Source organism: Herbiconiux aconitum (assembly GCF_024979235.1).
Taxonomy (GTDB): Bacteria; Actinomycetota; Actinomycetes; order Actinomycetales; family Microbacteriaceae; genus Herbiconiux; species Herbiconiux aconitum.
Map to the genome: position 1 here is coordinate 2,043,331 of NZ_JANLCM010000001.1, position 25,718 is coordinate 2,069,048.

The following is a 25,718-nucleotide window of genomic DNA, read 5'->3' on the forward strand; positions in this document are numbered from 1 at the left end:
TGGGCGGGATGAACAGCTCCGAGTGGACCCTCGTCGCCGGCGATGTCTATCAGCGCCGCTACGACCCGCTCGATGTCTCGGTGGTGGCGATCGTCGGCGAGACCGGTGTCACGGTCGTCGACACGCGCAACAACTCGGCCGAGGCGGACGAGATCGTGCACGACGTCGAGGCGCGGTTCGCTCGCCCGATCGTGGCCGTGGTCAACACCCACGCGCACTACGATCACAGCTTCGGCAACGAGCGCTTCACCCGTGAACCCGGGTTCAGCGGCGTGCCGATCTACGGGCACGCCCTCATCCCGCGCCACTACGAGGAGTTCGAGGCGCCGCGTCTGGCTGCGGTGCAAGCCGACCCGGCGCGCGAGCCCGACAAGCAGTGGGCCGAGGTAGTGCTCACCCCGCCCACCGATCTGGTGCACGCACCGATCACCCTGCATCCGGGCGGCCGCCCGATCGAGCTCATTCCGATCGCGCCGGGGCACACCGACACCGACCTCGCCGTGTTCGTACCGGATGCGCGGGTCTGGCTTCTCGGCGACGTGATCGAGGAGTCGGGGCCGCCGATGTTCGGCTCCGGATGCTTTCCGCTGGGCTGGCCGGGCGCGCTCGACGAGCTGCTCGACCGCATCGAACCGGGAGACGCCGTCGTTCCGGGTCACGGAGCGGTGGTCGATCGCGCCTTCGTGGTGCGGCAGGCGGACCACCTGCGCGGCGTCGCCGAATTCGTGCGTGCCGCCCATGCCGAGCGCATCCCGGTCGGCGAGGTCGACCTTCCAGCGGGGCCTCTCACGCTGTGGCCGGAGGGCTTTCTCCGCTCGGCCCTGACCGCCGGTTACGCAGAGCTCGACGCCCAGCCGCCTCAGCACTGACGAACGACATCGCGGCCCTGCTCGCAGAGCGAGAGGGCCGCGATGTGGTTGCGGTGCGGGTCAGGCGTTTTCGCGACGGGTGCGCCGGCGCATCAGCACGAGGCCCGCGCCGAGCAGCAGGAGCACCGAGCTGACCGCCACCCAGGGGAGCGGTTCGGCGCCCGTGGAGGCCAGGGCTGCGGTGCCGGTGGTGCCACCGGTGCTTGCGGGCCCCGTCGTCGACGCCGCGGCGGTCACCGTGAGCTGCGCGCTGGCGATCACCGTTGCGGGGTCGGACGAGGCGGCGACCGTGATGGTGTGCGCTCCCACGACCGTGGCCGCGGGGATCACGACGTCTTCCAGGGTCAGCGTGCCTTCGGCATCCGCAACCACGCTGCCCAGTGTCACGGGGTCGGAGTGGAGTACCACGGCGTACCGCGTTCCTGCGACGAGCCCCTTCGCCTCGATGGTGGTCGTGCCACCGGCCTTCACCGTCGACGGGGTCGCGGTCACGGTCGGGTCGCCCTCGGCCGGCGGGTTGGGGCCCTGCGGCCCGAGGGCGAGGTCGCACGAGATCGTGCCCGACCACAGCGAGTGACCGCCGTTGTTGCCGTCGTCCGACCGGATGACCTCCTTGACGCCGTCGACACAGGTCGAGTTCGGCGCGATGGCGAAGCCCTCGAGGTTGTAGTCGGGCAGGCCGGTGGGGCGGTCGTAGACGCGGTCGACCGCGAAGGCGCCGTCGGCGTCGATCTTGAGCAGGGTGCTCGAGCCGGCCGAGGTGTTGTCGGCGACGGCCCACACGCGCTGCGCATCCGGGTCCCACTGCGTGTCCTGGATCATCGGCAGACCGGTGTCGATCGACGCGACCCGGTGGAACGAACCGTCGCTGTTCAGTGCGTAGGCGTAGAGGTGACCGTTCTTCTCCAGCGCGGTGAAGAACAGGCCGGTGCCGTGGCCGGGGTAGTCGGCCGGGTCGTAGGCCGCATCCGTGCTCTGGTCGACGAAGGCGTTCTCGGTGAGGTAGGAGTCCGGCACCCAGGTGATGCCCTCGAATCCGAGGTTCGAGTCGGCCTTCACCGGGTCGATGGCGTCGGCGAGGTCGGCGGTGAGCACCCACTGCGTGGTCGGCTGAAGGGTTGCTCCGGCGGCGTTCGGGTCGTAGCGCAGCACGCTCTCGAGCGGCACGCCGCTCGCGGCGTTGTCGCGCTCGGTGGTGACGTAGAGGAATCCGTCGGGGCCCACCGTGATGCCCTCGGAGTCGGGCTGGCCGCCCCCGTTCGGGAACACGATGGCCTTGCCAGAACCCCAGCCGTTGGCCGTGTCGGGAACCCAGAGGTCACCGCTCTTCACGAGGCGGTAGACGGAGCTCTTGTTCTTCGTGGCCCACATCACATCGGGGTCGCTCGGGTCGATGTCGAGGCCCGAGACGTCCTGCCCGGAGATCGGGGTCACGAACTGGCACTCGTTGTCGGAGACCTTCCAGTCCTGGCTGCCGGGCCAGGCGATGCCGCCGGTGATCGCCGGTCCGCTGCCGGATGCCGCCTCGGTCTGGCAGTCGGCCTCGCCGCCGTTGCCCGGGTCGCTCGGCGGGATGATCGTGCCGGCGCACGCGTCGGCGTTCGAGACACCCCAGCTCGCGGCTGCGGTGTGAACGAAGGCGCCTGTGGCGTCGCCGCAGCGCGACCACGATCCCGGCTGCGCGTCGTTCGGCCCCCAGCTGGCGATGTCGACGATGGTGGAACCGTCGGCGCGGTAGAGCTTCACCGAGTCGCCGTCGGAGCTGAGGCCCTGGTTCGAGAGCAGCACGAGGTAGCCGTGCGCGGGCACCACGGTGCCGTTCGGGGCGTCGAGCGGGGCCGGGTTGCTGCTGCTGTCGGCCTGCTTCCAGGCCGCGACGTCGACATCCGTGTCGCCCGTGTTCACCAGCTCGTAGCCGTCGTGGGTCGGGTCGTCGTTGGCGGAGGTCACCTCGTTGAGCTTGATCGATTCCCAGCCGGTGTCATCGCCCGGCTCGGCGGGATCGGTCGACTCGGGGTTGAGTGCGCCCTGAGAGGGCGTCGCCTGCTCCACGAAGTCGCCGGTGCCGTTCGGAACGCGGCCGTAGGTGTGGAGGTGGAAGTCGCCCCACTCGTAGGAGTCGAGCAGCGTCGTGCCGTCGGCTGCGAAGAGGCTCAGCTCGTCGCCCTTCTTGAGCTTGAAGTCGTCGCTCTCGGCGACGTAGACGGCACCGGGCGCGATGACGGTGCCGCTCGGCAGCGTGAGGGCGACGCCGTTCTCGCGACCCGTCAGCACGGAGCCGGAGGCGTCGAGAGGCTGCGTGCCCGTGTTGATGAGTTCGGCCCAGTCGGGCTTGCCGTCGGTCTCGATCTCATTGATCTTCAGGGCCGAGGCGGCGGCGTCGGAGGGGGCACCGTCGGCGGCCTGGGCGGCGGCCGGAACGGCGAAGAGGCCGGTCAGCACGAGGGCTGAGGCGGCTACGAGGGCGAGCGGGCGCGGGAGTCTGTTCAGCACATCCCCACGCTGGCCGTGTCGGGCGAACGCAAGGTGAATCGCAGGCGACGAGTACCTGAACGCCCACCCCTTCCTCGCGAGACGCCAAAATCCGCCCCTCCCGAGCCGGGAAAGGGCGGATTTTGGCGACTCGCGAGGAGCCGGAGGAGGAGGCTGAGGTCAGCGCGCGCCGAGCATGTGCTCCATGGCGAGCTGCTGCAGCCGCACGAAGCCGAAGCCCTTGCCACCGAAGTACGCGGCGGTGTCGAAGTCCTCATACGACGAGCGATCGGCGATGAGGGCGTCGTAACCCTCACCGGCGCTGAGCGTCGGGGTGTTGACCTCGTCGACCTTCGAGGCGGCCAGCGCCTCCTGCACTTCGGGGTCGGCGCGGAACGCGGCAGCCCGCTCCTTGAGCAGCAGGTACATCTGCATGTTCGCCGACACCGACTCCCACACGCCGGTGAAGTCTTCGGTGCGTGAGGGCTTGTAGTCGAAGTGACGCGGGCCGTCGTAGGCGGGCGTGCCGCCGGGGCCGCCGTTCTCCAGCAGGTCGACGAGCGAGAACGCATTCTGCACGTCGCCGTGGCCGAACACCAGATCCTGGTCGAACTTCACGCCGCGCTGCCCGTTGAGGTCGATGTGGAAGAGCTTGCCGGCGTCGAGCGCCTGCGCGATGCCGTGGGTGAAGTTGAGCCCCGCCATCTGCTCGTGCCCGGTCTCCGGGTTCAGGCCGACGAGCTCGGGGCGCTCGAGCGTCTCGATGAAGGCGAGCGCGTGACCGACCGTGGGCAGCAGGATGTCGCCGCGGGGCTCGTTCGGCTTCGGCTCGATGGCGAACTTCAGCCCGTAGCCCTTCTCCACCACGTAGTCGCCGAGCAGGTTCACGGCCTCGCGGTAGCGCTCCAGTGCGCCCCGGATGTCTTTGGCCGCGTCGTACTCGCTGCCCTCGCGGCCGCCCCACATCACGAAGGTGGTGGCGCCGAGCTCGGCGGCGAGGTCGATGTTGCGCAGCACCTTGCGCAGCGCGAAGCGGCGCACGGCCCGGTCGTTCGAGGTGAAGCCGCCGTCTTTGAACACGGGGTGCGAGAAGAGGTTGGTGGTCACCATCTCCACCACGATGCCGGTGTCGGCCGTGACCTTCTTCAGGCGGTCGATCTCGTGCTGGCGCTCGGCATCCGTCGACTCGAACGGAAAGATGTCGTCGTCGTGGAAGGTGATGCCCCACACTCCGCGCTCAGCGAGTCCTTCAACGGCCTCGACGGTGTCGAGGTGGGGCCGGGTGGGGCCGCCGAACTGGTCCTGCGCGTTCCAGCCGAGGGTCCACAGACCGAAGGAGAACTTGTCGTCGCGCGTGGGAGTGAGTGTCATGGTGGGCTTTCTGTTCTGAAATGGAGCCGAGAGGCGGAGAGGAGGTGGTGGCTATTTGCGGGCGGCGCGGTTCGCGAAGCGCTGCTGGAGCAGAACAGCGATGACGATGATGACGCCCTTCGCGATGGCCTGAACCGAGGTGGAGAGGTTGTTCTGGGTGAACACGTTGGTGAGCGTCGAGAAGATGAGCACGCCGAGCACGGTGCCCATGATCGTTCCGCGGCCTCCGATGAGCAGCGTTCCACCGACCACGACCGCGGCGATGGCATCGAGCTCGTAGAGCGTGCCGTGGGTCGAGGTGCCCGCCGTCGTGCGGGCGAGCATCATGACGCCGGCGATACCGGCGGTGAGGCCCGAGAGCACGTAGAGGTACATCATGTGGCGCTTCACCTTGATGCCGGCCAGACGCGCCGCCTCGAGGTTGCCGCCGATGGCGACCGTGCGACGGCCGAAGGTGGTGCGGTTCAAGAGGAACCAGCCGGCGGCCACGACGATGGCGAAGATCCAGATCAGGATCGACACCCCCAGGATGTCGCCGCGGAAGAAGTCGAGGAAGCCCTGCTGCCGCACGATCTGCGTGGTGCGGTTGGCGAGCACCTCCGCGAGACCACGGGCGGCGACGAGCATGGCGAGTGTGGCGATGAACGCCACCACGTTGCCGTAGGCGATCACGATGCCGTTGATCAACCCCGCCCCGGCGCCGACCGCGAGGGCGATCACGACCATGACGATCCAGTTCGTGGAATCGGCGAAGTCCTGAACCCAGGAGAGGGTGGCCACGACGCTCGCGAGGCCCATCACCGAACCGACCGAGAGGTCGATGCCACCGGCGGTGATCACGAAGGTCATGCCGATGCTGATCACCCCGATGATCGAGGCGAAACGGATGATCGTGAGCACGTTCTCGAAGTTCGCGAAGCGGTCACCGGCTGTGATGGTGCCCACCAGGAACAGCGCCAGGAGCGCGATGATCAGACCGATGCTGCGCCCGGCGGAGCCACCGAGCACGCGGTTCAGCACGCTCCGCTTTTCGTTCTGCGGCGGGATGCCGCCCGAGATGTGGCCCTCGCCCGCCAGGGCGGGGGCGACCGGCGAATTCTGCTCGCTCACGCGGCACTTCCTTTCATGACCAGATCGAGCACGCCGTGCTCGTCGATGTCGCTCGCGGTGGTGGTGTGGATGATTCGTCCTTCGGCGACGACCAGGACGCGGTCGGAGAGACCGAGAACCTCTTCGATCTCGCTGGAGATGACGACGATCGCTGTGCCTTCGGCGGCGAGCCGGCGGATCAGGGTGTAGATCTCGGCCCGGGCGCCGACGTCGACGCCGCGGGTCGGTTCGTCGAGCAGCAGCACGCGGGTGCCGTGCACGAGCCAGCGGGCCAGGAGGATCTTCTGCTGGTTTCCGCCGGAGAGGGTGCGGGCCGGGCGGTCGGGATCGGCGGGCCGCAGCTCGAGCGCCTCGAGCTGCTTGCGGGCGACCTGGCGCTCGGCGCGTTCGTTGAGGAAGCCCGCTTTGGCCCAGCGGGTGAAGCTCGCGAGGGTGACGTTGCGGTAGACCGGCTCGTCGAGGATGAGGCCCTGGCTCTTGCGCTCCTCGGGCGAGAGGCCCATGCCGGCGTGCACCCCGGCACGCACCGACCCCGCGTCGATCTTCTTGCCGTCGACCTCGATGGTTCCGGAGCTGGGCTTTCGGGCCCCGTAGATGGTCTCGATGATCTCGGATCGACCCGATCCGACCAATCCGGCCAGTCCGACGATCTCGCCGGCGCGCACATCGAAGCTCACGTCTTCGAACACGCCCTTGATGCTGAGGTCTTTCACCGACAGCAGCACCGGGGCGTCGGCGGCGAAGGGAACGGCCGGAGGGAAGACGTTCTCCACGGTGCGACCGGTCATCAAGCGGATGAGATCTTGCGTGGGGGTGTCGGCCACAGCCAGGTTGGTGGCCATGGTCTTGCCGTCTTTGATGACGGTGATGCGGTCGCCGATCTCGCGGATCTCTTCGAGGCGGTGCGAGATGTAGATCACGGCGATGCCGTCGGCCGTGAGCTCGCGCACCACGCGGAAGAGGTTCTTCACCTCTTCGGAGTCGAGCACGGCGGAGGGCTCGTCCATGATGATGAGCTTCGTGTCGTGGCTGAGCGCGCGCGCCATGCTCACGATCTGCTTGTTGGCCGCGGAGAGCGATCCGACCTCTCGGTTGGAGGAGATGTTGCCGTGGCCGAGCCTCGTCATGATCTCGTGCGCACGACGGCTGGTCTTGCGGCGCTCGGTGACCCCGCCGCGGGCGAACTCGTGGCCGAGGAAGATGTTCTCGGCCACGGTCAGGCCGTCGACCACGTCGAGTTCCTGGTACATCGTGGCGATGCCGAGGCCGAGGGCGGCGACGGGATCGGCGATGGTCACCGTTTCGCCCTGCCACACGATCTCGCCCTCGTCGGGCTGGTTGACCCCGGAAAGGGTCTTGATGAGCGTTGACTTGCCGGCGCCGTTCTGGCCCAGCACGCAGTGCACCTCGCCCGGGAGGATTTCGAGATCCACCCCTTTCAGCGCTTGCACGCCGGCGAAGGATTTTGTCAGTCCTCGCACTTTGAGCAGTGGTACTCCCTGGTCGACAGTGATCATGATCGCAAGTTAGCAGAATTGTTACAGGCCTGCATCTAAATAGCCGATCGTGGACTGTTCTGAAGTTGTTTCATGCCGGAACTACTTGATAATCCTTGAGTTTCCGCCTTTGTTGCTGCCTGCCGTCTACGAACAATATTCACCAGATCGAGACAAAAAGAACGAGGGACAAACGCCGTCATGTCTGTTATGTTGCATGAAACGTCAATGTGGACGGAGGCACCGTTGGACCTCCATGTCGACGAGCAGATACCTGCAATCACTACCAAGGAGGAACACATGCTTGCACCACGCTCGCTGCGCAGCCGCTTGCTGCTCGCATCCGGAGCATCACTCGCGGCAGTCGCGCTGATGACCGGTTGCACCTCGGGGGGTTCGACGACCGCGAACGACTCCGCAGTCGAAGAGAACACGGTCGAAGACAACGCGGCCAGCGGTGAGTCGATCACCATCGGCTTCTCCGGCCCCGCTGCCGACCACGGCTGGCTCGGCGCCATCAACACCGCCGCGATGGCCGAGGCCGAGAAGTACGACGACGTCGACCTGGTCGTGGCCGAAGGCACGAACGACGCCAACCTGCAGATCAGCCAGGTGGAGACCTTCATCAACGACAAGGTCGACGCGATCGTGCTGCTGCCGACCGACGGCGCCGCGCTGACGGATGTCGCGATCAAGGCGATGGAGGCCGGCATCCCGGTCATCAACGTCGACCGCGAATTCTCGAGCACCTTCGCCGCCCGCACCACCATCCTCGGTGACAACTACGGCATGGGCGTGAGCGCAGGAACCTACATCTGCGAGCAGCTCGAGGGCACCGACGACGCCGTCGTGGCCGAGATCGCCGGCATCGACAGCCTCCCGCTCACGCAGGACCGCAGCCAGGGCTTCGCCGACGCACTCGACGACTGCGGCCTCGAGGTCTCGAACCGCGTCGCCGCGGACTTCACCGTGCAGGGTGGTGAAGCGGCCGCCTCGCAGCTGCTCGCCTCCGCACCGAAGATCGACGCCATCTGGAACCACGACGACGACCAGGGTGTCGGCGTGCTCGCCGCGATCGACGCTGCGGGCCGCGACGAGTTCTTCATGGTCGGTGGCGCCGGTTCGGCGAACGTGATGCGCGACATCCAGGCCGACAACACGGTGCTGAAGGCCACGGTCATCTACCCGTCGACCCAGGCAGCCGACGGCATCAGCCTCGCTCGCCTGATCGTGCAGGGCAAGGGCATGAGCGACCTGGTCGAGTCGGCCGTGCCGCGCAAGATCCAGCTCTACGCACCCGTCGTCACGAAGGAGAACGTCGAGGTCTACCTCCCGAGCGCGTTCGAGTCGTAAGCGACACCGGGCCGGAGCGGCCGCGCACTGCACGCGCGGCCGTTCCGGCCCTCCCTCTCTCCCGACCACCGCTAGAGGAAGCGACAGACAGTGACGACAACGGCACCACTCCGGGTGGCCATGGTGGGCTATGGATTCATGGGAGCCGCCCACTCCCAAGGCTGGCGAGTGGCCCCCCGCTTCTTCGACCTCGGCGCCACCCCTGAAATGACCGTGCTGGTGGGGCGGGATGCGGATCGCACCGCTGCCGCAGCCGAGAACTGGGGCTGGGCCGAGACGTCGACCGACTGGCGCGAGACCATCTCGCGCGACGACATCGACATCGTCGACATCGTCACCCCCGGCGACTCGCACGCCGAGATCGCCATCGCCGCCCTCGAGGCCGGCAAGCACGTGCTCTGCGAGAAGCCGCTCGCCAACTCCGTGGCCGAGGCCGAGGCGATGACCGAGGCGGCCGAACGCGCCGCCCGCAACGGTGTGCGCGCCATGGTCGGTTTCACCTACCGCAGGGTGCCCGCCGCCACCTTCGCCCGCGACCTCGTGGCCGCCGGGCGCATCGGCACGGTGCGCCAGGTGCGCGCGCAATATCTCCAAGACTGGCTGAGCGACGCCGAAGCGCCCATGACCTGGCGGCTCGACAAGGCTCTTGCCGGCTCCGGCTCGCTCGGCGACATCGGGGCCCACGCCATCGACCTCGCCCAGTTCATCACCGGGCACCGCCTGGAGTCGATCTCCGGCATTCTCGAGACCCTGGTCTCCGAGCGCCCCCTGCTGGCGGATGCGCGCGGCCTCTCCGGCACCGCCTCCGATCAGCGCGGGCAGGTCACCGTCGACGACGTCGCCCTCTTCACCGGGCGGTTCGACGACGGCGTTCTCGGGAGTTTCGAGGCAACCCGCTTTGCGACCGGCCGCAAGAACGCGTTGCGCATCGAGGTCTCCGGATCGACGGGTGCCATCGCCTTCGACCTCGAAGACTTGAACGCCCTCCAGTTCTTCGACGGCACGGCCGACGCCACCACGCAGGGATTCACGAAGATCCTGGTGACCGAGCCGGAGCATCCGTATGTCGGCGCCTGGTGGCCCGCCGGGCACATGCTCGGTTACGAACACGGCTTCTCGCACCAGTCGCGCGACTTCGTCGAAGCGATCGTGGCGGGGGAGCAGCCCCGTCCGTCGTTCGCCGACGGGCTGCAGGTGCAACGCGTTCTCCAGGCCGTCGAGACCAGCTCGGGCAACGGCAGCGCCTGGACCGCGGTCTGACCTGACACCCCATCACACGTATAAGAGGAGAAAACACATGGCACGACCGATCACCCTCTTCACCGGCCAGTGGGCCGACCTGCCTTTCGAGGAGGTTGCACGGCTCGCCTCCGGCTGGGGCTACGACGGACTGGAGATCGCCTGCTGGGGCGACCACCTCGATCCGTGGCGCTGGGATGAGCCGGGCTACGTCGAGGGCAAGCTGGCCTTGCTCGAGAAGTACGGGCTGAAGGTCTACGCGATCTCCAACCACTTGAAAGGTCAGGCCGTCTGCGACGACCCGATCGATCAGCGGCACCGCGACATCCTGCCCGACGTGGTGTGGGGCGACGGCGACCCGGAGGGTGTGCGCCAGCGCGCCGCCGAGGAGATGAAGAACACCGCTCGTCTGGCCGCGGCACTCGGTGTGAAGACCGTCGTCGGTTTCACCGGCTCGGCCATCTGGAAGTACGTCGCGATGTTCCCGCCCGTGTCGCAGGAGCTCGTCGACGCCGGCTACCAGGACTTCGCCGACCGCTGGAACCCGATCCTCGACGTCTTCGACGAGGTGGGGGTGCGGTTCGCCCACGAGGTGCACCCGAGCGAGATCGCCTACGACTACTGGACCACGGTGCGCACCCTGGATGCGATCGGCCACCGCCCCGCGTTCGGCCTGAACTGGGACCCGAGCCACTTCGTCTGGCAAGAGCTCGACCCGGTGGCCTTCATCCTGGAGTTCCAGGACCTCATCTACCACGTCGACTGCAAGGACGTGAAGATGAACACCGGCAACGGGCGGAACGGGCGCCTGAGCTCCCACCTGGCCTGGGCGGATCTGCGTCGCGGCTGGGACTTCGTCTCCACGGGCCACGGTGACGTGCCGTGGGAGAAGAGCTTCCGCGCCCTGAACGCCATCGGCTACGACGGGCCGATCTCGGTCGAGTGGGAAGACGCCGGCATGGATCGGCTGGTCGGCGCACCCGAAGCGCTGGAGTTCGTGAAGCGCCTGGCCTTCGACGCCCCCACCGCGGCCTTCGACGCCGCTTTCAGCACCCGTTAGAGCAGAGGGATGTCAGTGACAGAGCCCCCGATCTTCGGATCGGCGTCGACGGCCACCACCAACGACCAGACCAGGCGCACCAACCTGTCGCTCATCCTGTCGCTCGTGCACCATCGCGGAACCCTCACCCGGGCGGAGCTCGCCCGGGTGACGGGGCTGAACCGCTCGACGGTCGCCACCCTCACCGCGCAGCTCGGCGACCTCGAGCTGCTCTACGAATCCTCACCCGGCACCAGCACCAACGTGGGTCGGCCGAGCCCGCAGGTGCACGCCAACCCGTCGACGGCGGCGCTGGCGATCAATCCCGAGATCGACGCCATCACCATCGGCCTGGTGGGGCTCGGTGGGCGGGTGCTGAAACGCATCCGGTACCCCACCGAGCACGTTCCCACGGCGCAGGAGGTGGCGAACATCGCTGCCGCCGTGATCGAGGGGATGCGCGGCGAACTCGACGCGACCTACCGGATCGTGGGCATCGGCATCGCCGTGCCCGGGCTCGTGCGCGCCGAAGACGGCGTGGTCACCTATGCGCCTCACCTCGGCTGGCAGGGCGAGCCGATCGCCGAGATGGTGGCGACGGCCACCGGATATCCGGTCTGGGCGGCGAACGACGCCTCGCTCGGTGCGGGAGGAGAGATCATCTTCGGCGCCGGGCACGGGTCGATGGATCTGCTCTACGTCAACGGAGGCTCCTCCGGCATCGGAGGGGGAGTGGTGACGGGCGGCGTGCTGCTGACCGGCACCGACGGGTACGCCGGCGAACTCGGGCACACTCTGGTGAACTCGTCCGGTGGGCTCTGCCATTGCGGGGCGATCGGATGCCTGGAGACGGAAGTCTCGCGGCAGCGGCTCCTCGACGTGGTGGGCCTGGCCGGCGGCGACAGCGACGATCTGGAGCGGGCGCTAGCCGCATCGGACGACCCGGCGGTGGAGGCCGAGGTGCTCCGGCAGATCGACGTGCTCGCGATCGCCCTCCGCAACGCCGTGAACGTGCTGAATCCCGAACAGATCGTGCTCGGTGGCTTTCTCGCCACCCTGCACTCCCTGGCGCCCGGGCGCCTCACCGAGCGCGTGCGTGAGGACGGATTGCAGGCCACCGCCCGTTCGGTGTCGATCATCACCGCCGAGCTCGGCTCGAATCTGCTCATGATCGGCGCCGCGGAGCTCGCCTTCTCGGGGTTGCTCTCCGACCCGGCCGGGGCGTTGCGCTCGGCCGCGCCCGAAGTCGCCCGGGGGGCCGCGCGCTGAGTCGCCGGCGGCGGCGCCGCCGAACGCCGAGCTGAGAGACGGCTGCACGTGTGCAATGCGTGAGATGTGAACCTGCGACCCGCATGCTCACGGCGCTAATTTGTTGTCTCGACGCTGATAATATCGAGTTCCTGCCTTGGCCGACGAGGTGGTTTCGATCTCCTCCGGAATCCCGGGGCGAAGGCGGTGCGCGATGGTCGTGAGCGACAGGGCGAAACTCCCGGTGCGATCGGGAGCGCGCGGAAACAACCTCGACGACGTTCGACGCAACAACCTCTCCGCCGTGCTCAATCTGGTGCACACCACCGGGGCGGTGACGCGAGCGCAACTCACGAGGGACACCGGGTTGAATCGTTCCACTATCGGTGCCCTCGTCGGGGAATTGGTGAGCCTGCAGCTGGTCGACGAGACCGAGCCCGACACCACGAATCAGGTCGGCCGCCCGAGCCTCATGATCAAGCCGGGTCGGCGCACCGTCGCGCTCGCGGTCAATCCGGAGCTCGACGCTGTGACCATCGGTCTCGTGGCGCTCGGCGGCCAGGTGATCAAGCGCATCCGCTACGACACGGTTCGCGTGCCCTCGGTCGAGGAGGTCGTGAACATCGTCTCGGCCGTGGTGGCCGGCATGCGCGATGAACTGGAAACGAACTACAAGACCGTCGGAGTCGGACTCGCCGTTCCGGGACTCGTGCGCGCCGGCGACGGCCTCGTGAACCTCGCGCCGCACCTGGGCTGGCACCATGCGCCGCTCTCGGAGATGCTCGAGCAGTCGCTGCGGCTGCCGGTGCATGCGGCGAACGACGCCGCAGTGGGGGCGCTCGGGGAGAGCATCTTCGGATCGGGCCGCGGCGTGCGCAATCTGGTCTACCTCAACGGCGGTGCGAGCGGCATCGGTGGCGGCGTGGTGAACAACGGCACTCTGCTCACCGGCGAGAGCGGCTACGCCGGCGAGCTCGGTCACACCCTGGTGAACAGCAATGGCACGCTCTGCCACTGCGGCGCTTACGGCTGCCTCGAGACCGAGGTGAAGCGCCAGCAGCTGCTCGATGCGCTGGGGCTGCCCGCGAATCGGGTCGAAGAGCTCGACGAGGTGCTGCGGGAGCGGCTTGCCGATCCGGCCGGCGCCGATCCCGAGCTGGTGGCGCTCGTGCACCGGCAGCTCGACTTCCTCTCGATCACCATCCGCAACGCGGTGAACCTGTTCAATCCCGAGCTGATCGTGCTGGGCGGATTCCTCGGATCGCTGTACGAGTCGGCGCCGGAGAGGCTCCAGGGCGCCGTGGCCCGTTCGGCGATGCTCGGATCGGGGGAGACCGCTCGCATCACGCGATCGTCGCTCGGCCGAGACCTCCTGGTGGTCGGTGCCGCCCAGCTGGCGTTCGCTCCGTTGCTCGCCGATCCGGCCGGCGCTCTCACGTCGTAATTCGACAGCTGTGGCTGGAAAGAGTGTCCAAAACAGCTGTTGATCTGGGTTTATCTACGCTGTTCTTCTAATCGGGTGCTTCGAGCATCCGGGCTCCGGATTGCCGCGTCTTAGCGGCCTTCGCTATTAATCTTGACTCGCAACAAAAGCCTCCCTAGGATCACAGAAGTTGCGCGTCGCTCAGGCGCGCCAGGTATCGAGGGGTGCTACCACGTTGAACAGAGCTGTCCAACCACATCGCTCCGTGAGGTCGCGACTCGTCGCGTCACTTGCGGCACTCGCCATGGTCGCCACCGGCGTCCTGGCCACCGCCGGCGCGGCATCCGCGTCGACCACGACGGTTACCGGAGCGCCGCAGGCGGCGCCGGCCGCAGTCGAGCCCGACTTCAAGGCGCTCGTCTTCTCGAAGACCGCCGGATTCCGGCACGGCTCGATCCCCGCGGGTATCGCGGCGATCCAGAAGCTGGGTCAGGAGAACAACTTCGCGGTCGACACGACCGAAGACGGCGCGTCGTTCACCGAGGAGAACCTCGCGCAGTACGACCTGGTCATCTGGCTCTCGACCACCGGTGACGTGCTGAGCGCCGAGCAGCAGGGCGCCTTCGAGGACTACATCGAGAACGGTGGCGGCTACGCGGGCGTGCACGCCGCATCCGACACCGAGTACGACTGGGCGTGGTACGGCGAGCTCGTCGGTGCGTACTTCAGCGGTCACCCGGCCGAGCAGAACGCCACGGTGAAGGTCGAAGACCACGCGCACCCCAGCACCGAGCACCTCGGTGACAGCTGGACGCGCTTCGACGAGTGGTACAACTTCCGCACCAACCCCCGCACCAACGTGCACGTTCTGGCGTCGCTCGACGAGAAGTCGTACACCGGCGGCACGATGGGCATCGACCACCCCACCGCCTGGTGCCAGAACTACGACGGCGGGCGCTCCTGGTACACCGGTGGTGGCCACACGGATGCCTCCTACAGCGACCCCGCCTTCCTCTCGCACCTGCTCGGCGGCATCAAGACCGCTGCCGGCGCGGAGAACGCCGACTGCAGCGCCACGCAGAGCGACAGCTACGAGCTCGTTCCGCTCGACACCGACACCGGCAACCCGATGGCCATGGACATCGCGAGCGACTCGACGGTCTTCTACGCCGAGCGCAACGGCCGCGTGCAGCGCATCGACCCGGTGTCGCTCCAGACCTCGACCGCCCTCACCCTCCCGGTGACGCAGGCGAACGAAGACGGCCTGCTCGGCATCGCGCTCGACCCCGACTTCGACACCAACAACTGGGTGTACGTCTACTGGGCTCCGTCTGACGTGGGCTCCGACGGACCGCACAACCGCATCTCGCGCTACACCTACGACCCGGCGGCCAAGACCTTCGACCCGGCCAGCCAGAAGGCCGTACTGAAGGTCACCACGCAGCGCAACACCTGCTGCCACGCGGGCGGCGACATGCTGTTCGACAACGACGGCAACCTCGTGCTCGCGCTCGGTGACAACACCAACCCCTTCGAGTCCGACGGCTACGCGCCGATCGACGAGCGGGCCGGTCGTCAGGACTACGACGCTTCACGGAGCGCCGGCAACTCCAACGACCTGCGCGGCAAGATCCTGCGGATCACGCCGACCGACGAGGGCAGCTACACGGTGCCCGAGGGCAACCTCTTCCCGGAGGCCGACGACTCGGCCGGCAAGACCCGGCCCGAGATCTACGCCATGGGCTTCCGCAACCCGTTCCGCATCGGTCTCGACCCCTACACGAACAACCTGCTCGTGGCCGACTACGGTCCCGACGCCGGCTCCGCCAACGCCAATCGCGGCCCCGGCGGCACCGTCGAGTGGAACATCGTGAAGCAGCCCGGCAACTACGGCTGGCCGTTCTGCGTGGGCATCAAGTGCTACAACGACTACAACTTCAGCACCCAGGCCTCCGGCCCCGCGTTCAACCCGGCCGCGGTCGTGAACAACAGCCCGAACAACACGGGCCTCACGACTCTTCCGCCGGTGATCGTGCCGGAGTGGTGGACCGAGAACGGCACCACCGCCATCTACCAGGAGATCGGCAACAGCGGCGCGCCCATGGGCGGACCGGTGTACCAGTACGACGCCTCCAACCCGTCCGAGACCAAGTGGCCGGAGTACTGGGACGGCAAGGCCCTCTTCGCCGAGTGGAACTCGGGGCGGATGTTCTCGTTCCAGCTGAACGAAGACACCTCCGACACCGTGGGTCGCCACTCGAAGATCCAGGACATCAACCGCATCCTGCCCGACATCTTCGACCCGTCGAAGGGCTTCAGCAAGTCGATGGACTTCGAGTTCGGCCCCGACGGCGCGCTCTACATCATCGACTGGGGATCGGACTTCGGCGGCAACACGGCGAACTCCGGTGTCTACCGCGTGGACTACGTGCAGGCCAATCCCTCACCGATCGCCCGCGCATCCGCTGATGTGACGAACGGCCCCGGACCTTCGCTCGACGTGCAGTTCTCGTCTGAGGGCACGCGTCACCCGATCTCCAAGCCGTTCACCATCGAGTGGGACTTCGGAGACGGATCGCCGACCACCACCGAGCCCGACCCCGCCCACACCTACGCCCAGAACGGCGACTACACCGCCCGCCTGACCGCGACGGATGAAGACGGCAAGACCGCGATCGCCAACGTGCGCATCGTGGTGGGCAACGCGACCCCGCAGGTCTCGATCGAGTTCCCGGAGAACGGCGGATTCTTCACCTGGGGAGACGACGTCTCCTACAAGGTGACGGTCACCGACCCGGATGCGAACGCACCGATCGACTGCGAGAACGTGAAGCTCATCCCGGCTCTCGGCCACGACTCCCACAACCACGACTTCGGAGAGATCCACGGTTGTGAAGGGAGCTTCCCGACAGCTCGCGACGCCGGCCACGGCCTCGAAGCGAACCTGTTCTGGGTGGTCAACGCCAACTACACCGACGACGGCGGCGCCGTGGGCGTGCCGCAGACCGGCTACGCCACCACGGTGCTGAACTCCACCCACATGGAGGCCGAGTACTTCGACCAGACCGGTCGGGTGAACGGCACCGGTGGCGCGGATGACGGCGTGAAGACCGAATCCACGGGCGACAGCGCCGGTGGCGGACGCAACGTCAGCAACGTCGAGACCGGTGACTGGTGGTCGTACAACCCCGTCAACCTGAAGGGCATGGACAGCGTCACGCTGCGCCTGGCCAAGGGCTTCGCGGGTGATGCGAACATCGCGGTGCGCTGGAACGACCCGGTCGACGGGCAGCTGCTCGGGAACATCCCGTTCACGCCGACCCTGAAGAACGGCAGCCCCGACTGGCAGACCTACTCGGACTTCACAGTGGAGTTCGATGGCGGATTGCCGACCGAGACGGGCACGGTCTACTTCGTGCTCACCCAGGGTGGAGCCAACGTCAACTACATGACCTGGGGTGGTGACGGTGTCGATTCCAACTCGCCGCCGGCCGTCACGCTGGGCGTTTCGCCGAAGTCGGGCACCGCGCCCCTCGTCGTCGACGCCACGGTCGACGCGACCGATCCGGAGGGCACCGCGCTCAGCTACCGCTGGGATGCCGGTCTCGGCGGCGGCTTCGTCGACGGTGACGCTGCGGAGCAGTTCGTCTACGACCAGCCGGGCAGCTACGAGGTGCGCGTGCGGGTCTACGACGAGCAGGGCTCCTACACCGAGAAGAGCCAGACGATCACGGTGAACGTGGCAGGCGAGAACCTGTGCCTGGCCGGTCGCTCCGACGGCTTCGACGGAACCACGCTCGACACGAGCCGCTGGAACCGCATCGTGCGGCCCAACCAGGACGCGCGAGTCGAAGACGGGCATCTGGTGATCCCGGCCTCCAAGACCGACATCTACGGTGCCGGAGCGGGAACCGTTCCGAACATCACGCTGCAGGATCTGCCCTCGGGCGCTTGGCAGGCCACCGCGAAGGTGACCTTCGAAGCCCGCGTGCAATACCAGCAGGCCGGTCTGATCGTGTACGGCGACGACGACAACTACGCCAAGTTCGTGCTCCAGGGCCGAGCAGGCACGTCGGATGCCGCGCAGCGGATCTTCCAGTACGTGCGTGAAGAAGCGGGAACCCCGAACGAGGTCGCGGCGTCGAACACCGCGAACCTGGGCGTGGACTTCCCCGACACCTTCTTCGTGCGGATGACCAGTGACGGAACGAACCTGAACGCCTCCTACTCGGCCGACGGTGCGTCCTACACGGCGATGAGCGAGACGAAGCCGCTGGCCGGCATCGTCAACCCGCGCATCGGTCTGGTCGCCTTCGCGAACAGCGGTTCGCCGATGGACGTGATCGACGCCCAGTTCGACTGGTTCCAGATCACGCCGGATGACACCGCCGTGGCCGCGACGCCGAACGACGAGTTCGACGGCAGCGCGCTCGACGGCTGCCGCTGGCAGGTCGTGAACGAGCAGCCTGAGGGCTACCGCGTCAGCGATGGCGCACTGCGGATCGACACCACGCCGAACGACATCTACGGTGGCGACACCGGAGTGCCGAACTTCGTGGTGCAGAACCAGCCCGAGGGCGACGACTGGGTGATCGAGACGAAGGTCGACGCATCCGACCTCGATCGCAGCTACCAGCAGGGCGGCCTGATCGCGTACGGCGACGACGACAACTACGTCAAGCTGGACATCCTGGCCACCAACGCGGCCGGATCGGCGATCGCACGCAACCTCGAGATCCGGAGCGAGATCGGGGCCACGGTGCAGGACCCGCAGCCGAACGCTCCGGCACCGGCCGACGGCATCGTCTGGCTCCGCCTGGCGAAGTCGGGTGACGTGTTCACCGGCTGGTCGAGCACCGACGGCACCACCTGGACGCAGATCACCGAGACGGTGACCAACGCCGGCCTCGACGGCGCCCGAGTGGGTCTGTACGCACTCGGCAACGCCAACCAGGGCCAGGTCTCGAACACCGCGGTCTTCGACTACTTCCACGTGGTCGAAGCCGAGGAGCCCGAGGAGCCCGTCACGGTCAGCGCGACCGTCGCGCCGACCGACCCGAACGGACTGGCGAACTGGTACACCCAGGCCGTCACCGTGACGGTGGAGAGCCAGGGCGGTGGCACGAGCACGGTCTACCGCGAGTACAACCTCGACGGTTCGGGCTGGCTCGAGTACACGCATCCGGTGCAGGTCACGACCGATGGTTCGCACACGGTGCAATACCGTGCGTCGGCCCCGGGTTCGACCAGTGAGGTCGGTTCGGTCTCGTTCAAGATCGACGCGACCGCACCTTCCGCCTCCGCGAACCTCGCGGTCGACGGAGATGCGCGGACGGTCGCGATCACGGCGACGGATGCGACCAGCACCGTCGACGCGATCGAGTACCGCATCGGCGACGGCGCCTGGACCGACTACACCGCGCCCGTCGCGGTGGACGGCACGGCCCAGACGGTGCACTACCAGGTGACGGATGTCGCGGGCAACCCGTCGGCGGAAGGCACCCTCGAGGTTCCGGCTGTGCCGGTCGACCCCGAGGAGCCGACGCTCACGGTCGAGGTCACTCTCGACCCGGCGACCGCCAACGGGCTGGGCGGCTGGTACACGACGGGGGTCACCCTGACCGCCGTCGGCACGACCAGCGACGACGAGGGCACCGCCACGGTCGAGTACTCGACCGACGGCACCACCTTCGCCCCGCTCGGCGCCTCCACGGTGCTGTCGGCCGAAGGCGAGACCACGGTCTCGGTGCGGGCCACCGACGGCGAGGGCCACTACTCGGCCACCGTGCAGCGACTGGTCAAGATCGACACCGTGGTGCCGGCCGCGACCGGCTCCGCCGAGTCGCGCACCGTCACCCTGGCCGGAACCGATGCCACCAGTGGTGTCGCCCGAGTCGAGTACCGGTTGAGCGGCGATGCCGCGGACGTCTGGCGCAGTTACACCGCGCCGGTGGCCGTAGCAGGCACCGAGGCGTCGACGGTCACCTTCCGGGCGGTGGATGTCGCCGGCAACGTCGGCGCCACCGGCACCGTCGAGGTCGCCGCGACCGAGCAGCCCGAACCGACGCCCACCGTCGTGGTGGACGACCGGAACGTCAAGCAGGGTGAGCTGATCACCGTGACGGGAACCGGGTTCGCCCCGGAGACCGAGCTCGCGGTGTGGCTCTACTCCGAGCCGCTGCAGATCGGCACGGTCACCACGGATGCCGACGGAGGCTTCAGCTACGCGCTGCAGGTTCCGGCCGGGTTCGAGGTGGGCGAGCACCACGTGGTGATCCGGATCGGCGACGTCGAGCTGGCGCGGAGCCTGGCCATCACGGTCACCGCCGCGGCGGTCGACCCCGGCCCCGGCAACCCGGGCGGCCCCACACCGGGTAACCCCGGAGGTGGCGGCGGCAACGGCGCCGGCAACGGTTCGGGCTCCGGCTCGGGCGGCGGCCTGGCCAACACCGGTGCTGACAGCTGGCAGAATCTGGTACCGCTGGCGATCATCCTGCTCGTCGGAGGCCTGGGAGGACTGCTCCTCCTGAACCGCCGCCGCGCGAACGGCTCCGCCGAGTAGCACCACCCGCACCACCTCGCACGACCCGTCGGTTCGTGTCGCTTTCAGCCTCGCTGAGCGGCACGAACCGACGGGTCGGCATCTTCTTGAAAGGCAACGATGCACACGATCACCACGCCTCGGCGTTCGGCACTCGCCGTGCTGCTGGGGCTGTTCCTCGCTCTCGCCGCCGTATTCGGAGCGGCACCGGCCGCCCAAGCCCACGGCGGACCGTTCCAGCTCACCGTGTCGCCCGACGGCGCCGGCGGTCTGATCGTGTCGGCCACCTACGTGGAAGACGGGCATCCGGTCTCGGAGGTCATCGACCCGGTGGCCACCGCCGTCTCACCCTCGGGCGAGAGCGTCGGCCCGGTGGCACTCGTCTCGTCGGCGGAAGGGGAGGGCATCTGGGTCACGCCCGAGTCGTTCCTGCCCGACGGGCAGTGGGCGGTCACCGTCACGACCACGGCTCCGAGTTCGGCGTCGACCACGGTCGACATCACGGTGGCCGAGCTGGCGCCCCCGGTGGAGCCGGGCGAGACCATCGCGCCCGTCGAACAGGGCGGCGCATCCGGGGACTCGGCCGACGTCGCTGCGGGTGCCTCCGCCTCCACGTCCGCTGATTCCGTCTCGCCGCTGACCGTCGGTCTCTGGATCGGCGCGATCGTGGTGGTGCTCGCCGTCGCCGGCGCGCTCGTCTACATCAACCGCGCGCGCCTCTTCTCGCGGCGCTAGGCGTTCTCTCCCGACACGCCCAGCCCCCGAACCGTCTGCCCCGGCGCCCCAACCCGCCGGGGCAGACGTCTGCCCGCATCGCTTCAGGGCAGCCGGCGCAGCGAGTTCTGCGGATCGAGCTTCTGGAGCAGCGTCGTCATGATGTCGTCGAGCTGACCGATCTGTTCGTCGTTCAGCAGATCGATGACGTGGGCGCGCACGTTCTCGACGTGGCCCGGGGCCGTCGCCACGACCTTCCTCCACCCGTCGTCGGTGAGGTGGGCATTGGTGGCGCGGCGGTCTTCGCGGCAGGGCAGGCGTTCCACGTAGCCGCGCGATTCGAGGCGGCTCACGACGTGCGACAGGCGTGGGAGGGTCGAATTCGTCGTGGCCGCTAGGTGCGTCATGCGCAGCACGTGTTCGGGTGCTTCCGAGAGTTTGGCGAGCACGAGGTACTCGAAGTGGGTGAGCTGGGCGTCGTGCTGCAGCTGCGAATCGAGCACCGTCGGCAGCAGTTCGACCACGGATTCGAAGCGGATCCAGGCCTGGAGCTGATCGGGGGTCAGCCAGCGCGGGGTCTCCATGTCTTGATCCTAAGTCTCTTGTCGCGACAACAAAGGGGGTCGCGCGCCGGCTTTCGTCGGCCTTCGCCGGCTCAGCGAGAGATCGAGGCGAGTCGCCACTGGCGAACCTGGCCCAGGCGGGTGGCCGCGCACGTCGAGAGCAGGGGTTCGGAGAGAGCCTCGGCCAGTTCGACGGTGATGGTGGTGTCGGTGTCGGTGCCGGTGCCGGTGCCGGTGCCGGTGCCGGTGCCGGTGTGTGTGTCGGTGTCGGTGTGTGCGTCGCGCAACACCACCGTCCAGGTGCCGCTGTCGTGCCAATGCTCCTCGAGCGGGGCGTAAGCGTCGATCCGGTCGTCGCCGAATTCGAGACGGGCGAAGTGCTGCGCCGCCTGCACCGGATGCGTGAGCGAGCTGCGGCCGCGGAAGAACTTCTCCTGCACGCGACCGTCGAGATACGACTCGGCGATGCCGGCCGCGTCGCCGTCGTCGACCCGTCCGTAGTAGAGGCCGTGCGGCAGCAGCACCATGGTGCCGGCGAAGCGGTCGCCGCCGAGATGGGAGCACTCCCAGGTCTCCTCGGGGAAGGCCTCGGCCAGTCGCGTCACGACCTGACGGCCGCGCACCGCGCAGCACTGGTCGTGGCGGGCGTGGGCGCAGACGCAGAAGACGGGCCGATCGGATGCCACTCCGGTCGACCCGTCGAGCGGCACGTCGAGCAGGTGGGCGGGCGCCGCGACCTCGCCCCAGCGCACGCTCTCCTGACCGGGCCGGGAGTCGACGACGGCCCACTTCCACGCGTCCTGCGGCGGGCGACGGCCGGTGCGGCGGATGGCGAGCGGGCGCATCCCGGCCGCTTCGATGCGGGTCACCAGGGCGCGGCCGAGCTCCTCGTCGAACGGCGGGTCGAGGAAGGCGCGGTTGCCCCATGCCCCGGAGACCTCGACGAGGAACCACTGCAGCCCCCGCGACCCCGTGGCGGCGAGCGGGTCGTCGCGCTCCCGAGACCGGTCGCTGCAGGGGAGCCACCCCGTATCGGTCATCCGACCGGAACCAGGATGCCCTCGCGGAGCAGGCGGCGCGTCACCACGATCGCGTCGTCGAGGTCGAGCCCGGGGAGGTCGGCGAGGACGACCGAGCCGTCGCGCGCCGCGTCGGCACCGCCCGAACCGCCCGCATGCAACCGCCGCACGGCTGCCTCGGCCTCACGCGGAAGCGCGACGGTCTTCGACGGGGTGACGATGCGCACGCGATCGCCCGACGACTCGATCCGAGCCGCGAGCGAGCCCCGCCACCGCACCGTCGACGCGGCACCGAGCGCCGCGATGGCGTCGACGGTCGCGAGCGGCGCAACGGGTTCGGCACGGGTGGCGTCCGCGAAGCGGGCCGAGAGCCGGCGCGAGAGGGTGGCTGCCGGATCGGTGGGGCCGAAGCCTTCGGGAGCCTCAGCGTTCGACTCGACCTCGTGCGCATCCGGAATCGCCGTCAACGCCCGCACGAGTTCGGCGACGGTCTCGTCGACCAGCGGGCGGAGCGCCTCGGGATCGGACAGGTCGATTCCGAGCGGCAGCGAGCTGCGCAGCTCCGCGACCTCGCCGAGCGTCGACACGAGCGCGCGCACGACGTCGGCGCGCGTGTACGCCGAGACCCCGACGGTGAGGTGCACCGAGGTTCCGCCGAGGGCCTCGGCCGAGTGCAGCCAGCCGCGGGGAAGGTAGAGGGCATCGCCCGGCCGCAACACGGCGTCGATGACCGGAGGGTTCTGCGCCTCGCGGGCGACCGCGTCGCGGTGGTCACCCCAAGGCTGATCGCGCAGAGGATCGGGATGCACGGGCGAATGGATGCGCCAGTGCTTCTCACCCGCGATCTGCAGCACGAACACGTCGTGCACGTCGTAATGCGGATCGAACCCGCGCGACGATGCGGGTGTGACGTAGGCGTTGACCTGCGCCGGATGCCCGAGGTCGTCGACCAGGCGGCGGGTGAAGTCGATCAGCGACGGCCACAGGCGGTGCAACCCCTGCAGCACGATCGTGGCGCCGGCGGCGAACTCGGCGAGCACCTTCTCGGAGCTCACCTGGTCGCCGACCTCGGCACCGAACCCGCCGGGTGCGGTGAACGCCGAGGTGGCGAGCACCGATCCTTCTTGGGCCATGCGGATGAAGGGGGTGCGAACGCCGCGCTGCGAAATCAGCTCGTCGACCGCTCGCTCGGAGAACAGGTCTCCGAAACCTGTGGCAAGCGTGCCCGCAGGAGAGAGCAGCGGCTGCCGCCCCCAGAAGTCGCGCGCGAAATCTTCAGGCGCGAGCGAAATGCACCGGGAGAGCGCGGGTCGGGCGACCGACCCGCGCTCGATCTCGATCGTCACGCCGAGCCGTCGGCCCCGCCGTCGTGGCCACCGGGGTTGGCGCCGCCGTCTGCGGTTCCCTCGCCCTCGTCGGCCGAGCCGTCGGCTCCACCGTCGTGACCGTCGGCGTTCGCTCCACCGTCTGCGGTGCCCTCGCCGCCGGCCGCCGAGCCGTCGGCCCCGCCGTCGTGACCGCCGGGGTTGGCGCCGCCGTCGGCCGTGCCTTCACCACCCTCACCGGGCTCCGTCGTGATGTCGTCGTCGTTGATTGCCATCCCAGTCTCTCCATTCGCCACCGGCGGTAGATGCCGTCGAACCGAGCTTATGCCGAACCCCCGACGGCCCGTACCCCCTGTTTCCACGTGTGACCCGAGCTCATGTTGTGGAGGAGTAGAGGGCGGCGAGTTGTTCGGCGATCGACGCGAGCTCCTCCCGCACCGAGGGCGGCGAGAGCACCTCGGCGAAGGCTCCCCAGCCGGCCAGCTGCCGGGCGATCATCGTGCCCGTCGGCGCGGCGATGCGCACACGACTGCGCCCGTCGGGCAGCTGCTCGAGCACCTCGCAGTGCCGTCCGAACTGCGAACGCAGATACGACAGCAAAGGCGACTCCACCACAGCGATCGCCGTCACGGCAGCGCGTTCGCCCTCCACGGAGGCCACCACCCGCTCCCACGCCGCCCCGAGATCGAAGCCCTCGGGGCGCACGGCGGGGGCATCCGTCAGTTCGACGCCACGCATCCGGTCGACACGGAAGGTGCGCTCGCCTTCGCGGCCCTCGGCACCGCCGATCAGATACCAGACCTCGTTCTTCTCCACGAGTCCCCACGGAGAGACGAGGTGCTCGGCCTCGGCGCGAGACCAGCCGGCGTAGCGGATGCGCACCACGAGCCGCTGCACCACCGCCGTCTGCAGCGTGTCGACGAATGCGGGCCGCCGGCGCTCCTGCCGGCCCCACGCCGCGGAGTCGACGACGACGGCGTCTGCCGCCGCCTCGGCGTCGGCGCGGAAGGTGTCGGGCAAGGCGCGCACGAGCTTGCGCAGCGCCGACTTCGCGGCGGGATCGATCGCGGCGGCCGGGCCGAGCAGGAGGAAGAGCGCCTGCGCCTCGGGCGAGCTCAACCCACTGAGGTCGGTGCGGGATCCACCGAGCAGCGACCAGCCGCCGCCGCGGCCCGGTTGCGGGTAGACGGGGATGCCCGCCCCCGAGAGCGCCTCGAGGTCGCGCCGGGCGGTGGCCACCGAGATCTCGAGCTCTTCGGCGAGTTCGCCGGCGGTGACCCGCCCGCGGGCCTGCAGGAGGAGAACGGTGGCGACGAGACGATCTGCGCGCATCTTTCCATTCTCGTCGTAAAAGTAGTCAATTGATGAGCACTTTAGAGGCGCAAACTGGATTCATCACGAACGAAGACGCACCACGATCGAAGGAGAACCCCATGTTGCGAGGCCTGTCCACCGTGAGCTTCTACGCCCCCGACCTCGACGCCGCCGAGAAGTGGTATTCCGAGATGCTCGGCATCCCCGCCTACTACCACGTGCCCGGTTACACCGAGTTCCGCATCGGCGACTACGAGCACGAGCTCGGCATCATCGACGCCCAGTACGCCCCGGCCACCCGCACCGACGGTCTGGGCGGCGAGATCGTGTTCTGGCACGTCGACGACCTCGAGGCCTCCCTCGCCCGCCTGATCGAGCTCGGCGCAACGCTGCACGAGCCGCCTCGCGAGCACGGCCCCGGCTTCGTGACCGCGTCGGTCGTCGATCCCTTCGGCAACATCCTCGGCATCATGTACAACCAGCACTACCTCGACACCCTGGCGGCCCGGTCCGCCTGACCTCAACAGCGATTTCGGGAGGACGTGGAGTCGGCCGCCGCCTTCCGCCGCCGCACGAACAGGAGCAGCACGCCCGCGCCGAGAAGCCGAGCCCCGGTCGTGGT

Annotated in this window: 18 protein-coding genes; 9 read left to right on the top strand and 9 right to left on the bottom strand. The window is 68.5% G+C overall.

All coding sequences use genetic code 11. The annotated features are described in order from the left end of the window. Positions 1–8: 8 nt before the first annotated feature. Positions 9–869, top strand: a complete 861-nt coding sequence (locus tag N1027_RS09755; RefSeq protein WP_259507286.1) for an MBL fold metallo-hydrolase — start codon at positions 9–11, stop codon at positions 867–869. Between the two features lie 60 nt (positions 870–929). Here N1027_RS09755 and N1027_RS09760 read toward each other — a convergent pair whose 3' ends face one another. The 4 genes from N1027_RS09760 to N1027_RS09775 form a co-directional block, all read right to left on the bottom strand. Beyond that, positions 930–3,362 (bottom strand): lamin tail domain-containing protein, encoded by a 2,433-nt coding sequence (locus tag N1027_RS09760; protein ID WP_259507288.1) that lies wholly within the window; start codon positions 3,360–3,362, stop codon positions 930–932. 159 nt (positions 3,363–3,521) lie between these two features. Next, entirely contained in the window at positions 3,522–4,712 is a 1,191-nt protein-coding gene (xylA, locus tag N1027_RS09765) for a xylose isomerase (RefSeq protein ID WP_259507290.1), read from the bottom strand. Positions 4,713–4,763: 51 nt separating this feature from the next. Next, on the bottom strand, positions 4,764–5,771 hold the full coding sequence (locus N1027_RS09770; RefSeq protein ID WP_259507957.1) for an ABC transporter permease: 1,008 nt from the start codon (positions 5,769–5,771) through the stop codon (positions 4,764–4,766). 47 nt (positions 5,772–5,818) lie between these two features. Beyond that, entirely contained in the window at positions 5,819–7,339 is a 1,521-nt protein-coding gene (locus tag N1027_RS09775) for a sugar ABC transporter ATP-binding protein (protein WP_259507293.1), read from the bottom strand. A 279-nt stretch (positions 7,340–7,618) separates the two neighbouring features. On the opposite strand from N1027_RS09775, the gene N1027_RS09780 reads away from it, so the two are divergent. From N1027_RS09780 to N1027_RS09810, 7 genes are all read left to right on the top strand, one after another. Further along, complete coding sequence (locus N1027_RS09780) at positions 7,619–8,671, top strand: substrate-binding domain-containing protein (protein ID WP_259507294.1); 1,053 nt, start codon at positions 7,619–7,621, stop codon at positions 8,669–8,671. Between the two features lie 120 nt (positions 8,672–8,791). Further along, on the top strand, positions 8,792–9,931 hold the full coding sequence (locus N1027_RS09785) for a Gfo/Idh/MocA family protein (RefSeq protein WP_259507958.1): 1,140 nt from the start codon (positions 8,792–8,794) through the stop codon (positions 9,929–9,931). 37 nt (positions 9,932–9,968) lie between these two features. Beyond that, the gene (locus tag N1027_RS09790; protein ID WP_259507296.1) at positions 9,969–10,970 is read left to right on the top strand and encodes a sugar phosphate isomerase/epimerase family protein; all 1,002 of its coding nucleotides are present in this window, start codon (positions 9,969–9,971) and stop codon (positions 10,968–10,970) included. A 9-nt stretch (positions 10,971–10,979) separates the two neighbouring features. Further along, positions 10,980–12,218: an ROK family protein gene (locus N1027_RS09795; RefSeq protein ID WP_259507297.1), complete on the top strand. Its 1,239-nt coding sequence runs from the start codon at positions 10,980–10,982 to the stop codon at positions 12,216–12,218. 193 nt (positions 12,219–12,411) lie between these two features. Further along, a complete protein-coding gene (locus N1027_RS09800; protein ID WP_259507299.1) occupies positions 12,412–13,641 on the top strand; it encodes an ROK family protein in 1,230 nt (409 codons plus the stop codon). 244 nt (positions 13,642–13,885) lie between these two features. Next, a complete protein-coding gene (locus tag N1027_RS09805; protein ID WP_259507301.1) occupies positions 13,886–20,182 on the top strand; it encodes a ThuA domain-containing protein in 6,297 nt (2,098 codons plus the stop codon). Positions 20,183–20,281: 99 nt separating this feature from the next. After that, positions 20,282–20,896 carry a hypothetical protein gene (locus N1027_RS09810; RefSeq protein WP_259507303.1) on the top strand — a complete coding sequence of 205 codons (615 nt, stop codon included), beginning with the start codon at positions 20,282–20,284 and terminating at the stop codon, positions 20,894–20,896. 83 nt (positions 20,897–20,979) lie between these two features. On the opposite strand, the gene N1027_RS09815 is transcribed toward N1027_RS09810, so the two are convergent. The 5 genes from N1027_RS09815 to N1027_RS09835 all read right to left on the bottom strand — a co-directional run bounded on the left by N1027_RS09815 (position 20,980) and on the right by N1027_RS09835 (position 25,114). Continuing rightward, positions 20,980–21,459: a MarR family winged helix-turn-helix transcriptional regulator gene (locus tag N1027_RS09815; RefSeq protein WP_259507305.1), complete on the bottom strand. Its 480-nt coding sequence runs from the start codon at positions 21,457–21,459 to the stop codon at positions 20,980–20,982. Positions 21,460–21,530: 71 nt separating this feature from the next. Next, positions 21,531–22,478, bottom strand: a complete 948-nt coding sequence (locus N1027_RS09820) for a ferredoxin family protein (RefSeq protein ID WP_259507307.1) — start codon at positions 22,476–22,478, stop codon at positions 21,531–21,533. Further along, positions 22,475–23,803, bottom strand: coding sequence for a cupin domain-containing protein (locus tag N1027_RS09825; RefSeq protein ID WP_259507309.1), 1,329 nt, complete (start codon positions 23,801–23,803; stop codon positions 22,475–22,477). Before N1027_RS09825 ends, N1027_RS09820 begins: the two co-directional genes overlap by 4 nt. Beyond that, positions 23,800–24,057: a BatC protein gene (locus tag N1027_RS09830; protein ID WP_259507312.1), complete on the bottom strand. Its 258-nt coding sequence runs from the start codon at positions 24,055–24,057 to the stop codon at positions 23,800–23,802. Before N1027_RS09830 ends, N1027_RS09825 begins: the two co-directional genes overlap by 4 nt. Positions 24,058–24,157: 100 nt before the next feature. Further along, positions 24,158–25,114, bottom strand: coding sequence for a helix-turn-helix transcriptional regulator (locus N1027_RS09835; protein WP_259507314.1), 957 nt, complete (start codon positions 25,112–25,114; stop codon positions 24,158–24,160). A 101-nt stretch (positions 25,115–25,215) separates the two neighbouring features. Between N1027_RS09835 and N1027_RS09840 the strand changes: the two genes are divergently transcribed. Continuing rightward, on the top strand, positions 25,216–25,614 hold the full coding sequence (locus N1027_RS09840; RefSeq protein WP_259507316.1) for a VOC family protein: 399 nt from the start codon (positions 25,216–25,218) through the stop codon (positions 25,612–25,614). The last annotated feature ends 104 nt before the right edge of the window (positions 25,615–25,718 follow it).

Coding starts and splice junctions, on each gene's coding strand:
- N1027_RS09780 (WP_259507294.1), top strand. CDS start 7,619: ATGCTTGCACCACGCTCGCTGCGCAGCCGCTTGCTGCTCGCATCCGGA.
- xylA (WP_259507290.1), bottom strand. CDS start 4,712: ATGACACTCACTCCCACGCGCGACGACAAGTTCTCCTTCGGTCTGTGG.
- N1027_RS09840 (WP_259507316.1), top strand. CDS start 25,216: ATGTTGCGAGGCCTGTCCACCGTGAGCTTCTACGCCCCCGACCTCGAC.
- N1027_RS09815 (WP_259507305.1), bottom strand. CDS start 21,459: ATGGAGACCCCGCGCTGGCTGACCCCCGATCAGCTCCAGGCCTGGATC.
- N1027_RS09755 (WP_259507286.1), top strand. CDS start 9: ATGAACAGCTCCGAGTGGACCCTCGTCGCCGGCGATGTCTATCAGCGC.
- N1027_RS09800 (WP_259507299.1), top strand. CDS start 12,412: ATGGTCGTGAGCGACAGGGCGAAACTCCCGGTGCGATCGGGAGCGCGC.
- N1027_RS09830 (WP_259507312.1), bottom strand. CDS start 24,057: ATGGCAATCAACGACGACGACATCACGACGGAGCCCGGTGAGGGTGGT.
- N1027_RS09795 (WP_259507297.1), top strand. CDS start 10,980: ATGTCAGTGACAGAGCCCCCGATCTTCGGATCGGCGTCGACGGCCACC.
- N1027_RS09820 (WP_259507307.1), bottom strand. CDS start 22,478: ATGACCGATACGGGGTGGCTCCCCTGCAGCGACCGGTCTCGGGAGCGC.
- N1027_RS09785 (WP_259507958.1), top strand. CDS start 8,792: ATGGTGGGCTATGGATTCATGGGAGCCGCCCACTCCCAAGGCTGGCGA.
- N1027_RS09775 (WP_259507293.1), bottom strand. CDS start 7,339: ATGATCACTGTCGACCAGGGAGTACCACTGCTCAAAGTGCGAGGACTG.
- N1027_RS09810 (WP_259507303.1), top strand. CDS start 20,282: ATGCACACGATCACCACGCCTCGGCGTTCGGCACTCGCCGTGCTGCTG.
- N1027_RS09790 (WP_259507296.1), top strand. CDS start 9,969: ATGGCACGACCGATCACCCTCTTCACCGGCCAGTGGGCCGACCTGCCT.
- N1027_RS09835 (WP_259507314.1), bottom strand. CDS start 25,114: ATGCGCGCAGATCGTCTCGTCGCCACCGTTCTCCTCCTGCAGGCCCGC.